At 71.2% G+C, this 13,250-nt stretch carries 7 protein-coding genes and 1 CRISPR repeat array; of the genes, 6 read left to right on the top strand and 1 reads right to left on the bottom strand.

The window, feature by feature from the left end; all coding sequences use genetic code 11:
* Positions 1–351 precede the first annotated feature (351 nt).
* Positions 352–2,885: a CRISPR direct-repeat array (repeat unit 29 nt; unit sequence GTGCTCCCCGCGCCTGCGGGGGTGGTCCC).
* A gap of 512 nt (positions 2,886–3,397) precedes the next feature.
* Positions 3,398–3,592, top strand: a complete 195-nt coding sequence (locus FNQ90_RS03205; RefSeq protein WP_143618060.1) for a type II toxin-antitoxin system HicA family toxin — start codon at positions 3,398–3,400, stop codon at positions 3,590–3,592.
* Positions 3,593–3,639: 47 nt separating this feature from the next.
* Here FNQ90_RS03205 and FNQ90_RS03200 read toward each other — a convergent pair whose 3' ends face one another.
* Positions 3,640–4,836, bottom strand: coding sequence for an IS110 family RNA-guided transposase (locus FNQ90_RS03200; protein WP_182604862.1), 1,197 nt, complete (start codon positions 4,834–4,836; stop codon positions 3,640–3,642).
* Between the two features lie 232 nt (positions 4,837–5,068).
* On the opposite strand from FNQ90_RS03200, the gene FNQ90_RS03195 reads away from it, so the two are divergent.
* The 5 genes from FNQ90_RS03195 to cas5e all read left to right on the top strand — a co-directional run.
* Positions 5,069–5,554, top strand: coding sequence for a type II toxin-antitoxin system HicB family antitoxin (locus tag FNQ90_RS03195; protein WP_194432189.1), 486 nt, complete (start codon positions 5,069–5,071; stop codon positions 5,552–5,554).
* Between the two features lie 365 nt (positions 5,555–5,919).
* Positions 5,920–10,662 carry a type I-E CRISPR-associated protein Cse1/CasA gene (gene casA / locus FNQ90_RS03190; RefSeq protein ID WP_407699299.1) on the top strand — a complete coding sequence of 1,581 codons (4,743 nt, stop codon included), beginning with the start codon at positions 5,920–5,922 and terminating at the stop codon, positions 10,660–10,662.
* 44 nt (positions 10,663–10,706) lie between these two features.
* The gene (gene casB, locus FNQ90_RS03185; RefSeq protein WP_182604860.1) at positions 10,707–11,576 is read left to right on the top strand and encodes a type I-E CRISPR-associated protein Cse2/CasB; all 870 of its coding nucleotides are present in this window, start codon (positions 10,707–10,709) and stop codon (positions 11,574–11,576) included.
* A 96-nt stretch (positions 11,577–11,672) separates the two neighbouring features.
* Positions 11,673–12,875, top strand: a complete 1,203-nt coding sequence (gene cas7e, locus FNQ90_RS03180) for a type I-E CRISPR-associated protein Cas7/Cse4/CasC (RefSeq protein ID WP_182604859.1) — start codon at positions 11,673–11,675, stop codon at positions 12,873–12,875.
* The coding region (cas5e, locus tag FNQ90_RS03175; protein WP_182604858.1) for a type I-E CRISPR-associated protein Cas5/CasD at positions 12,872–13,250 on the top strand (379 nt) is incomplete at its 3' end. The genes cas7e and cas5e, both read left to right, overlap by 4 nt.

Below are 13,250 nucleotides of genomic sequence, written 5' to 3'. Positions count from 1 at the left end.
CGCCAAAACGACGACCCCACCCCCCGCTTCCCGACTGAGCCCTCACGCACCTTGGATACGCCCCGCTCTCGTACCGGAGCAACAACGAACAAGGCTTCACCTCCGAGAGCTACGAGCATCCCTGGCACCCCATCGCCCGAGCGCCGGGGGACCCACCGGAGAGACATGCATCCCGAACGCTCCGGGCCAGGGTAGGGGGCAAGGCGGCTCGCCAGCGGTGCATCGGAAACCGGTAAAGTCGAAGAACCCACTCAGCCTTCAGATGGAATGTCAGGATCACACCTTATGCCGGAATCTCTGCTAGTGAGTAAAAACAGGCTTCCCGCGAGATAAAGATGCTGGTCGGCTCCTGTGCTCCCCGCGCCTGCGGGGGTGGTCCCTGGCCCGGGAGGGCCGTGACACGGCCGACACGGTGCTCCCCGCGCCTGCGGGGGTGGTCCCCGTGGGCTTCTGCGTGCACCACAGCAGGTCGAGTGCTCCCCGCGCCTGCGGGGGTGGTCCCCAACCCACCGGCCCGGCCCCCACCCCAGGGGCGTGCTCCCCGCGCCTGCGGGGGTGGTCCGTCCTCGTGCCTGCCTCCCCCCGCTTCGCGGCGGTGCTCCCCGCGCCTGCGGGGGTGGTCCCTCCGCGTCACCTTCGGCGGTGGGGTGGCAGCGCGTGCTCCCCGCGCCTGCGGGGGTGGTCCCGCCGACCCGGACTGCTGCGACGCGATGAGCTGGTGCTCCCCGCGCCTGCGGGGGTGGTCCCCCGGAAACTCCCTGGTCAGGGGTGGTTTCCGCGTGCTCCCCGCGCCTGCGGGGGTGGTCCCGCGGCGCCGGCGCCGGTGAGGGCCTGACCCTCGTGCTCCCCGCGCCTGCGGGGGTGGTCCCCACCGGTCGTGGCCAAGAGGCCCGGATCACGGGTGCTCCCCGCGCCTGCGGGGGTGGTCCCGGATGCTCTCGGGCCTCGCGGCCTCGCGGCCTGTGCTCCCCGCGCCTGCGGGGGTGGTCCCTGACTGACGACCAGCTCGACACGATCGTGCAAGTGCTCCCCGCGCCTGCGGGGGTGGTCCCCAGGGCGAGGACACCTATCACGTCTGGAACTTGTGCTCCCCGCGCCTGCGGGGGTGGTCCCGAATTCGAGGCAGAAGGCCGGGAGATCGTCGGGTGCTCCCCGCGCCTGCGGGGGTGGTCCCGTTGAGTTCGGACATGCGAGGGCTCTCCTCAGGTGCTCCCCGCGCCTGCGGGGGTGGTCCCCGCGGGGGATGGTATTCGCGTCCGGGTCCTGAGTGCTCCCCGCGCCTGCGGGGGTGGTCCCCTACACCCTAAATTAGGGTGTGCTCAAGTTGTGTGCTCCCCGCGCCTGCGGGGGTGGTCCCTGGCCCACCGTCACGTCATCCGCCAGGCGCAGGTGCTCCCCGCGCCTGCGGGGGTGGTCCCCGTGGCGAGCAAGCTCGGTGGTCCGCGCGGGAGTGCTCCCCGCGCCTGCGGGGGTGGTCCGAGGACCCCACCCTTCAGCCTCATCCTCGCCCGGTGCTCCCCGCGCCTGCGGGGGTGGTCCCCGCTGGACCCTCGCCCCCACGCGGTAGCCGTCGTGCTCCCCGCGCCTGCGGGGGTGGTCCGCGTCCGCTCGGGTGCGGGTGTCCACGGGCGGCGTGCTCCCCGCGCCTGCGGGGGTGGTCCCTGGTTCCGTTCTCCGCGCAAGCGGATGTGTACGTGCTCCCCGCGCCTGCGGGGGTGGTCCCGCCGGGGTGAGAGCCAGAAGCACCTCGCTGCGGTGCTCCCCGCGCCTGCGGGGGTGGTCCCGCCCGCCCGGCTCGCCCCGGCGGGACGGCGCCGTGCTCCCCGCGCCTGCGGGGGTGGTCCCGGCGCCCCACCCCGTGAGCGGGGCGGGGCGCCGGTGCTCCCCGCGCCTGCGGGGGTGGTCCGGCGATCCCTCTACCGGAGTCGCTTCCATGATCGTGCTCCCCGCGCCTGCGGGGGTGGTCCCCCTCAGGACATGCGCGCGGCCGTCGAATGGTTGTGCTCCCCGCGCCTGCGGGGGTGGTCCCATGGAAGGGGGTTTCTGACATGGCGATCGACAGTGCTCCCCGCGCCTGCGGGGGTGGTCCCCCCGCCGACATCAACAGGAAGTAAGAGGTAGCGTGCTCCCCGCGCCTGCGGGGGTGGTCCCCGACCCACGAGACGATCGGAGAGGCCCGTTGGGTGCTCCCCGCGCCTGCGGGGGTGGTCCCAGGGCGGCCGCCGTGGTTCCCCGGGCCCGCGGGTGCTCCCCGCGCCTGCGGGGGTGGTCCCTGACGCGGGTGTCCGCGGATATCCGTACGGACGTGCTCCCCGCGCCTGCGGGGGTGGTCCACGGCACGTAGGGCTCCCACGTGCCGGACAGGCTGGTGCTCCCCGCGCCTGCGGGGGTGGTCCCGTCGACTCCCTCACCTATGCGGAGGATGACCTGTGCTCCCCGCGCCTGCGGGGGTGGTCCCGGCTTCCCGGAGGACTTGTTCAGGGTGTGAGGGTGCTCCCCGCGCCTGCGGGGGTGGTCCGGACTCGCTTTCGCTACGGCTCCCCCACACGGGGTGCTCCCCGCGCCTGCGGGGGTGGTCCCCTGGATCGCCGGGAGGCGAAGAAGAAGCACGCGTGCTCCCCGCGCCTGCGGGGGTGGTCCCAGCCCGAGCGCGTAACCGACCTGGCCGAGATTGTGCTCCCCGCGCCTGCGGGGGTGGTCCCAGCCGCCCGGCCCTGACCCTGTCCTACGGGAAGTGCTCCCCGCGCCTGCGGGGGTGGTCCCGGGGGATCGTCAAAATCGACAATTCCGGCCGCGTGCTCCCCGCGCCTGCGGGGGTGGTCCTCCCACGTCGGGCCGGCGCGTATCAGCGGCTCAGTGCTCCCCGCGCCTGCGGGGGTGGTCCCTCTGTTGTTTCTTTCCCAAGTGACCCCGAAATGTGCTCCCCTCGCCTGCGGGGTGGTCCCGCCTTCCGGGGGTAGTGCCACCGACCGGCGGGGTGCTCCCCGCGCCTGCGGGGGTGGTCCCAGAGGTGGGGTCTTCCTTAGACGCGAGGGATCGTGCTCCCCGCGCCTGCGGGGGTGGTCCCTTCGCCCCCGAGCACCACCTGACGGTCCTGGAGTGCTCCCCGCGCCTGCGGGGGTGGTCCCGTGGTGCTGCGGGATGTGCCGGTGTGGGGGTGTGCTCCCCACCCCTGCGGGGGTGGTCCCATCCGTCAGGGGCGAATGAAGACCTTGGGTTTCGGCGGCAGCGTCCGCCCCGAGGTTCGGCACATCATTCGCCCGGAGCCGGCGGGAGGTCACCGTTCACCGGAGAGCGGCTCTGATATCCCCGTGGGCCAACCCTTCTCGGTGACTCACCTTGCCGAACGTGTTCGCATGGATTAGACACGCAGTGTTCGCTACGCCAGAACCACGACGTGAAGCGAAGAGAGCTCATTCGGACGCTGAACATGCTGGCAGCCGAGAAAGGAGTGCGCTTCGCCCTCGAGCGACAGGGGAAACACGAGATCTGGTCCTTCGGCCCTCTCACCATCCCCGTCCCGAGGCACAACGAGATCGCCGAAGGCACAGCCAAGGCGATCATCCAGCGAGCTCAGGACGTCGAGTCCTGAGCCCGCTGGGCCCATCGCCCGAAGGAGAGGACTTCCCAATCGTGATGTCAAGCCGCTGCTGTGACGGGGGGTGAATCTTGATAGCGCTGTCCGTCACGGATCATGGCCCACAGGACGTTGAGTCTGCGGCGGGCGAGCGCGAGCAGGGCCTGCTTGTGTCCCTTCCCCTCGCTCCTCTTCCGCTGGTAGTACGCCTTGGAGGCCGGGCAGGTCGTGATGCTGACCATCGCCGAGAGGTACATGCTGCGCAGCAGGCCACGGTGGTATCGCCGGGGCCTGCGCAGGTTGCCGCTGACGCGGCCGGAGTCGCGGGGCCGGGGAGCCAGGCCGGCGAAGCCGGCCAGGCGGTCAGCACTGCCGAACGCGTCCATGTCACCACCGGTCGCGGCGATGAACTCGGCGCCCAGCTTGGGGCCCATGCCGGGCAGGCTGCGGATCACCTCGGCATGCGGATGCTCGCGAAACCGGGCCTCGATCAGGGCATCGAGTTCGGCGATCTCCTCATCGAGGGCCATCACCCCCTTCGCGAGGCGGACCACCATAGCGGCGGCCAGCTTCTCGCCGGGCAACGCGGTCTGCTGGGCCTGCGCGGCCTCCACCGCCGTCTTCGCCAGTGCGGCGGCGCCGCGGACCTTGCGGTTCTTCAGCCAGGTCTCGATCCGCTTGGGGCCTGCCCGGCGGATCGCTGCCGGGGTCTGGTAGCCGGTCAGCAGCAGCACCGGACCCTTGTTGACCAGGTCCAGCGACCGCTCCAGGGCGGGGAACATCTCCAGCAGCTGAGCCCGGAGCCGGTTGATCTGCCGGGTGCGGTCGAAGACCACGTCCAGGCGCCGGGTGGTCAGGGTGCGCAGGTCCACGGCGATCTCGTCACCGGGCCGGAGCAGGCCGAGGTCGCGGCGCACGCGGGCCTGGTCGGCGATGACGAAGGCGTCCTTCGCGTCCGTCTTCCCCTCGCCCCGGTAGGTGGCCGAGGCCCGGTGGACGGCCAGGCCGGTGAGGTGGGCCATGGGCTGGTCGTGGCTGAGGAGCAGGCCGATCAGCAGGGAAGCTCCGCCGTGGTTGAGGTCAACGGCCCACAGCACGTCGGTGGATATCGCCGGGACATCGTCGATGAGTTGGAGCAGCTCGGTCTCGTCGTTCAGGACCCGGCGGGACAGCAGCCGCCGGCCGTCCGTGTTGATCACCACGCAGTGGTGGTGTTCCTTGCCGATGTCCACCCCGGCCCAGATCTCGGGCACGGCCACCTCCGCCAACTCGCTGTCTCACATCACACCCGCAGACGACCTCGCCGACGTTGTCCTACAGCAGCGATCGGAGTCGCGTCTCCCAATTGGCGGTCGAGTCGTCGCGGGGCTCCGGGCGGCCAAGTCCTCTAAGCCATCCAACGGCTCCCCGATGACAGCCATACCCAGAACCCCTGGGCCCTCCGATCTTACGAATGACCAGAGCAACCACCCTTGAAAGGTAGGACGAGCGATGACCAGAACCGCGCAGAAGACGAGAGCAGCAGTACGAACCACCACGAAGACGGAGACGGAGACGGGCGGGAAGGTCCCTTCCGAAACCGGGGCCCGGTACAAGGCCACAACCACCCGCGAGGGCAACTACTGGGTGGTCGAGGTGCACGGCCTGCCGCCGAACCACGTCGGTGTCACCCAGGGGCGCACCTGGGCGGAGGCCGAGGAGATGGCCGCCGATGTCATCAGCATGCTCCTCGACATCCCGGAGACCTCCTTCACCGTCGACCTCGTACCCGCCGACGAGGTGGCCGCCGCCGCACTCTCCGAACTGGAGGCGGCGCGCGCCGCGGCCCTCGCGGCGGAAAAGGCCGAGGCGGCGGCTCTGCGCCGAGCCGCCGAGGAACTGACATCACGCGGCTTCTCCGTGCGTGACGCCGGCAAGGCCCTGGGCATTTCCTACCAGCGTGTCTCCCAACTCGCCCCCAGGAACAAAGCCGCCTGATCAGGGCCACCGCAGGAAAGCCGCCTGCGGCCCCGGCCCCTTCGACGGAGGCGTGCCTCCGCACTTCCGAGCCGTGTGGGGCGTGCACACGGCTCGGCGAAGCCGGCCCGGAGTGGTGGGCGTTGCCGAATCCGGCCATCGCGTTCTCCGGAGTCACGTGATCGCCGGGTGCCTCTCGTCCCGGCGTCCGTGAACTCCGGGGAACAGCTGGTGGCCGTGGCTTCCTGCGCCGGCGGAGGCTGAGGCGGGAAGCCATCGTTGCTTCGTTCGCGCTCGTCGTGGGCCCTTTATCATCCCACCCTGCTCCATGTGCGCATTTTGCGGGAAGACCCGCACAAGGGGCCTCGGGCGTGTTCCATACCCCTGTGATCACGGATCCCGATGACGGCGAGGCTTCTTTCGCCGGGTTGTCCCGGGCCGCGCGAGCGGCATGGGCGAAGCACGACCGGAAGACGGAAGGCTGGCTGCCCTTGTGGCGGCACATGGCGGACAGCGGAGGCGTCGCCGGGGAGCTGTGGGAGCAGTGGGTGCCCCACACCACCAAGGAGTTGGTGTCCGGGACGCTGCCGGGTGGGGAGGAGGACGCCCGCAAGCTCGTGCGGTTCCTCGCGACCGCGCACGACATCGGCAAGGCCACACCCGCCTTCGCCTGCCAGGTCGACACCCTGGCCGATCGCATGCGGGACGTCGGCCTCGGCATGCCGTTGAAGAAGGATTACGGGCTGGACCGCCGGCTGGCGCCCCACGGGTTGGCGGGCCAACTGCTCCTGCAGGAGTGGATGGAGGAACGGTTCGGGCTCGCCGGGCGGACCTCCGGGCAGTTCGCCGTCGTGGCGGGTGGTCACCACGGCACGCCCCCCGACCACCAGCAGATCCACGACCTCCGGTTGCGTCCGCACCTCCTGCGGCATCCGGGGCCGAGCGAGAAGGTGTGGCACCGGGTTCAGTACGAGTTGATGGATGGTTGCGCCGATCTGGCGGGGGTGACGAATCGGCTGCCGGAGTGGGGGACCGTGCGGTTGCCCCAGCCCGTGCAGGTGATCCTGACCGCCCTGGTGATCGTGTCCGACTGGATCGCCAGCGCTTCGGAGCTCTTCCCCTACGACCCCGAGAGCTGGCTTCCCGCCGGGCCGATCGGTGAACGGCGCCGGTTGCGGGCGGCGTGGGACGGTCTGGACCTGCCGAAGCCCTGGGCGCCCGGGATGCCGCGGGAGTCGACCGGAGAACTGTTCGCGAAGCGGTTCCCGAAGTTGAAGGGCGCGGAGGTGCGGCCGGTCCAGGAGGAGGCGGTCCGCGTGGCGCGTTCCATGCCGACAGCCGGACTGATCATGGTCGAGGCGGCCATGGGTGCGGGGAAGACCGAGGCCGCCCTCGCCGCGGCCGAGGTTCTCGCCGCCCGGGCGGGTGCCGGTGGCGTACTGGTGGCGCTGCCCACCCGGGCCACCTCCGATGCCATGTTCTCCCGGCTGATGAACTGGGTGGAACAGCTGCCCGCGAGCGACGGAGAACCCCGCTCCGTCGTCCTGGCCCATGCCAAGGCGGCGCTCAACGGCCGGTGGGCCGGCCTGTTGAAACAGGGACACCGGACCATCGCCGCGGTGGATCCGGACGGGGAGGAGCGTGTCGGTGAGGCAGAGACGAAAGGCGCCCGACCGGCCGAACTTCATGCCCATCAGTGGCTGCGGGGGCGGAAGAAGCAGCTCCTCGCGTCGTTCGCGGTGGGCACCATCGATCAGGTGTTGTTCGCCGGGCTGAAGAGTCGGCATCTGGCGCTGCGGCATCTGGCGGTGGCGGGCAAGGTCGTGATCATCGACGAGGTGCACGCCTACGACGCGTACATGGGGCGGTACCTGGACCGGGTCCTGGAGTGGTTGGCGGCGTACCGGGTGCCGGTGGTGCTGCTCTCCGCGACCCTCCCGGCCGAGCGCAGGCGTGCTCTGGCCGCCGCCTACGCGGGGTCGGCGGGGGCGGAGGTGGAGGTGGCGGCGGACGCCTATCCCCTGATCACGGCTGTCGCCCCGGATCGTCCGGCTCTCACCGTTCGGCCCGCGTTCGACTCGGGGCGCGATACGGATGTGGTGGTGGAGCGGCTGGATGATGACGTGACGGTCCTGGCCGACCGGTTGGAGGAGGAGCTGGCCGACGGCGGTTGTGCCCTGGTCGTGCGCAACACGGTCGACCGGGTCCTGGAGGCCGCCGAGATGCTGCGGAAGCGGTTCGGCGATGACGCGGTGACGGTGACGCACTCCCGCTTCCTGGCCGCCGACCGGGCCGCGAAGGACGCGGATCTGGGGGCACGGTTCGGCCCGGGGGGCGAGGGGCGGCCCGAGCGGCACGTGGTGGTGGCCAGCCAGGTGGTGGAGCAGTCCCTGGACATCGACTTCGACGTGCTGGTCACCGATCTCGCCCCGGTGGACCTGGTGTTGCAGCGGATGGGCCGGTTGCACCGGCATCCGCGACGACGCCCGGAGAGGCTGGCCCGGGCGCGCTGCCTGGTGACCGGCGTGGACTGGGAGGCGACGCCGCCCTCACCCGTCAAGGGATCGCGAGCCGTCTACCAGGGCGACCACACACTCCTGCGTGCGCTGGCCGTGCTCGAACCCCATCTGGACGGCAAGCCCCTGCGGCTTCCCGCCGACATCAGCCCGCTGGTGCAGAGCGCCTACGGCGAGGAGGAGGTCGGGCCGGAGACGTGGGCGGAGGAACTGGCCGAGGCCCACCGGAAGCACCGCGCGCTGTTGTCGGAGAAGCGGGACAAGGCGGAGGGGTTCCTCCTGGATCGGGTGCGGCGCCCGGGTCGGCCGGTGTACGGGTGGTTGGAGGCCCACGCCGGGGACGCCGACGACAGCAGCAGGGGCCGCGCCCAGGTGCGGGACAGCGAGGAGACCCTGGAGGTGCTGGTCATCCAGCGGCGGGCGGACGGTCGGCTGACCACCGTGCCGTGGCTGGACGGTGGCCAGGAGGGCGGGCGGGGCGGCCTGGAGTTGCCCACCGATTTCCCGCCGAGCCGACGCGCCGCCGAGGCGGTCGCCGCGAGCGCCCTCACCCTGCCGGGGCGTTTCGCCAAGCCCTGGTTGATCGACCGCGTCATCCCCGAGTTGGAGCGTTTCCTGGTCCCGGCCTGGCAGGTGAAGGAGTGCCCCTGGCTGGCCGGCGAGCTGTTGCTCGTCCTCGATGAGCGTTGTCAGACCCGACTGGCAGGCTTCGACCTCACGTACAGCCCGGTCGACGGACTGCGGGTGGCTCCCTCCGGCGTGCCCGCGAACACCCCGGGTCCGCCCTCGGGGGGACCCGGGTCGGAAGAAAGTGATCAAGGTGAGCAGAGCAGGCGTGATGGGGAAGCACCGGCGGGAGTGCCGGTTAGCGGCACTCCCGCGAGCGGGGAGCGCGCGGAAGGAAGTTCGGTGAGTACGGAGCCGTCGGCGGCCACCGGCCCGCCGTCCTTCGATCTGGTCTCCTCCCCGTGGCTGCCCGTGCAACGGCTCGACGGGACGGTCGAGGAGCTGTCCCTGCTCGACCTCTTCGCCCGGGCGGGCGAACTGCGACGGCTGGTGGGGGATGTGCCCACGCAGGAGATGGCCCTGCTGCGTCTGCTGCTGGCGATCGCGTACGACGCCCTGAACGGCCCCGCCGAGATCGAGGATTGGGAGGATCTGTGGCTGTCGCCGGATCCCTTCTCCGGCCTCCCGGCGTACCTCGAACGTCACCGCGAGCGCTTCGACCTGTTCCACCCCGAGCATCCGTTCTACCAGGTGGCGGGTTTGTGCACCGCGAAGCAGGAGGTGGCTCCGCTCAGCCGGATCGTCGCCGACGTTCCGGTGGGCACCGTCTTCTTCTCCATGCGGCGCCCGGGAGTCGACCGGCTCGCCTACGCCGAAGCCGCCCGATGGTTGGTGCACACCCACGCCTACGACACCTCGGGCATCAAGTCCGCCATGGTGGGCGACGAGGACCGGGCGAAGAAGGGGAAGGTCTATCCCCTGGGTGTGGGCTCCCTGGGCAATCTGGGAGGGGTCTTCGCCGAGGGCTCCACGCTGCGGGAAACCCTGCTGCTCAACCTCATCGCCTTCGAGGACGCGTACGAGAAGTCGGAGGACGGTGAGCGGGGCGAGGACCGTCCCGTGTGGCGGCGTCCCCCGCCGGGCCCCGGGCCGCGCGGGGATGACTCCGGTGGCGCCCACCCCACCGGTCTGCGGGACCTTTACACCTGGCAGTCCCGAAGGATCCGGCTGCACGCCGAGAACGGCGTGGTGACCGGTGTGGTCCTCGGCTACGGCGACCCGCTCGCCCTCCCCGCGCCGTGGAAGGTGGAGCCGATGTCGGGCTGGCGTCGCAGCCCGACGCAGGAGAAGAAGCAGCGCCGGGTGCCGGTGTACACACCGCGGCGGCACGACCCGAGCCGAGCGGCGTGGCGCGGCCTGGGCTCGCTGCTGCCGGCCCGGCAACGGGAGGCGGACACCGGAAAGCGGGGAGAGCCGGCCGAGGCCCTGCGCCCCGGGGTGGCCGAGTGGTTCGCCCGGGTCATCACCTCCACCGAGATCGCCCCGGGCACGCTGATCCGGCTGCGCCTGGTCGGCGCGGTGTACGGCACCCAGCAGTCCGTGGTGGACGAGATCGTGGACGACTCGGTGGTGCTGCCGGTGATCACCCTGCACGAGAAGAACCCGGTGTACGGCGCCGCGGCCGTGGACGCGGTCCACGAGGCCGAGCTGGCCGTGGCCGCGCTGGGCCAACTCGCCGGGAACCTCGCCCGGGCCGCCGGCACGGATCCCCGATCGCCCGTCGACGCCGCCCGTGACCTGGGCTTCGGGACGCTGGACGGGCCGTACCGGGCCTGGTTGAAGGACCTGTTGGCCTATCCCGATCCAGCCGCGGCACGCCAGGAGTGGCGACGCACGGTCCGCCGGCACGTCCTGCGGCTCGGCCGTCAGCTCCTCGCCTCCGCCGGGCCCGCCGCGGACGAGGGACGGATGACGGATGTCCCCGGCATCGGAACCCGCCTGATGGACACCGGCCGCGCCCACAACTGGTTCATCCACCGCCTGAACAAGGTGCTGGGACCGGTCGGGGAACGCCCCGCCGCCGGCACCCCCACTTCCTCCCGTTGAGCCGGTCCGGGCACCGCCCGCGACAACCGTACGGAGAACCCATCATGACCACGAGCACCCGTCCCGCCGACGGCGGAGACGGCTCCACCCGCGCCGGAAGCGGCGACCGGCACCACCTCCCCCGCCGGGCCACGCTTCGCACCATCCCCCGCCTGCAGGCCGGATACCGGCAGGACGCTCCGGCCGCCGTGGCGGCGGTGGCCCGACTGCGGCGCGAGGCCGGCCGGAGGGTGTACGCCTCCCCCACCGGGTGGGGACTCAGCCACCTGGAGGCCCTGACCGAACTCCGGGAGGAGGAACGTCGGAAGGAAGAGGAACGTCACGAAGGCACGCCCGCACCCCGGCACCTCTCCTCCCCGCCTCGTCGGATGGACGAGCGGGAGGCGGAGCGCGAGGAGGAGGCGGTGCACCTCGCCGTCACCCTGTGGGCCCTGCACCAACAATCCCTTCGCGACGAGCCGATGCACGTCTCCGGCTGGCCCCTCGGCCGTTCGGTACGACGGTTGGCCCACGGCAAGTCCGGCACGCGTGACCGCTCCGAACCTTCCGATGCCGGGAAAGAGTCGGGTGACGAGAAGCGGGAGGGCTCCGAGCCGGTCGAGGAGATCAGCCCGACCATCCGCAAACGCTTCGTGCGGATCGGCACATCGACCGATGTCGAGACCCTGGGCGTCCGGCTGCGCGAGATGGTGCTGCTGCTGCGCGCCTCGCGGATTCCCCTGGACTACGGGCTTCTCGCCGACCAACTCCACCTGTGGCAGAACGAGAACCGCCGCGACGAGGTCCGACGCGCCTGGGGCCGCGAGTTCCACTTCGCCTACGGCGGGACCGAGCCCGGGAGCGAGGAGGGGCACGGGGCCTCTCCCCTCGATGAGGACCTGCCGGACTTCACCAGCGCCGACGCGGGTGACTAACCCTCGCCGCTCATCCCGGCGCCGGGGCTCCGGCACCGCCCACCGGCGCCGCGCATCGACGAAACACCACAAGATCACAAGCAGAACGGAACCACGGTGACCCGAACCATCCTCGACATCCACATCCTCCAGACCGTCCCGCCGAGCAATCTGAACCGCGACGACACCGGAACGCCCAAGTCGGCGTACTTCGGGGGAGTTCGCCGGGCGCGGGTCTCCAGCCAGGCATGGAAGCGCGCCACCCGGAAGGCGTTCAACGAGCTTCTGCCCCCCGAGGAACTCGGCGTCCGGACGAAGAAGGTGGCCGAGGCCCTGGCCGAGCGAATCATCGCCCGGGACAAGTCGATGGAATCGGTGGCGGTCGACCTCGCCGCCAAGATCCTGAAGGCGGCGACCGGCTCGGACATCACGGTCCCCAAGCGCAAGGAGAAGAACGAGGACGGCTCCGCGGCGCCGGAGTCCTCGTACCTGATGTTCCTCAGCAGGAGGCAGCTGGACGCCCTCGCCGAGCTGGCCATCACGGGTAGCGGCCCCGGCAAGGACGTGAAGGCGCTGGAGGAACACCTCAAGAACAAGGAGAACAAGGCCCGGGCACGGGAGGCGGTCGACACCCGGCACTCGGTCGACATCGCGCTCTTCGGACGGATGGTCGCGGACTCCGCCGACCTCAACGTGGAGGCGGCCACACAGGTGGCCCACGCCCTCAGCGTGCACAAGTCGGAGATCGAGTCCGACTACTACACCGCCGTGGACGACCGGAACAAGGATGAGGAAACCGGCGCCGGGATGATCGGCACCATCGACTTCAACTCCGCGACCCTCTACCGGTACGCCGCCGTGGACGTCGACGAGTTGCGGCGCAACCTCGGGGCCGGGCTCCGGGAGGACGAGTCACCCGGCACCCCGGTGGAGAAGGCGGTCACCGCCTTCCTCGAAGCCTTCATCACCTCCCTCCCGACCGGGAAGATCAACACCTTCGGCAACCACACCCTGCCCTCGGCGGTGATCGTGAAGGTGCGCGACCGCCGACCGGTCAGCTTCATCGGAGCCTTCGAGAAGCCGGTGCAAAAGAGCGAGGAAGGCGGCTTCCTGGAGCAGAGCTGCCGGCGCCTCGCCGCTCACGTGCCGGAGCTGGAGAAGCAGTACGGGCTGACGAAGAAGGACAGCGACCGCGGATGGGTCTTCCGTGTCGGCGAGGACACGAAGGCGCTCGCCGACCTCGGCCCCGGGGTCACGCTGGAGGAACTGCTGGAGGAAGTCGGAGCCGAGGTGGCGCGTCGGCTGGGGTCCGACGCATGACGGTGCTGCTGCTGCGCCTGGCCGGGCCCCTCCAGTCCTGGGGCTCGGCGGCCCGTTTCACCCGCCGCGGCACGGAGAACGCACCCACCAAAAGCGGAGTGCTCGGACTGCTCGCCGCGGCCGAGGGCCGCTCCCGGAACGAGGACTTCTCGGACCTGACGGCCCTGCGGTTCGGCGTACGGATCGACCAGCCCGGCTCGCGGATGCGGGACTTCCACACCGCGCACCACGCCGACTCGGGCAAGTCGATGCCGCTCTCCGAGCGCTTCTACCTCGCCGACGCGGTGTTCGTCGCCGGTGTCGAGGGGGACGCGGAGCTGATCCGGCGCCTGTACGAGGCCGTGCTCGCACCGCGCTTCCTGCCCTACCTCGGCC

The organism is Streptomyces alkaliphilus (assembly GCF_014141535.1).
Taxonomy (GTDB): domain Bacteria; phylum Actinomycetota; class Actinomycetes; order Streptomycetales; family Streptomycetaceae; genus Streptomyces; species Streptomyces alkaliphilus.
This window is presented reverse-complemented; position numbering and strand designations above follow the sequence as displayed.

Bases quoted from the DNA above. Each gene is read 5' to 3' on its own strand.
- FNQ90_RS03195 (WP_194432189.1), top strand. From the start codon at position 5,069: ATGACCAGAACCGCGCAGAAGACGAGAGCAGCAGTACGAACCACCACG.
- casB (WP_182604860.1), top strand. From the start codon at position 10,707: ATGACCACGAGCACCCGTCCCGCCGACGGCGGAGACGGCTCCACCCGC.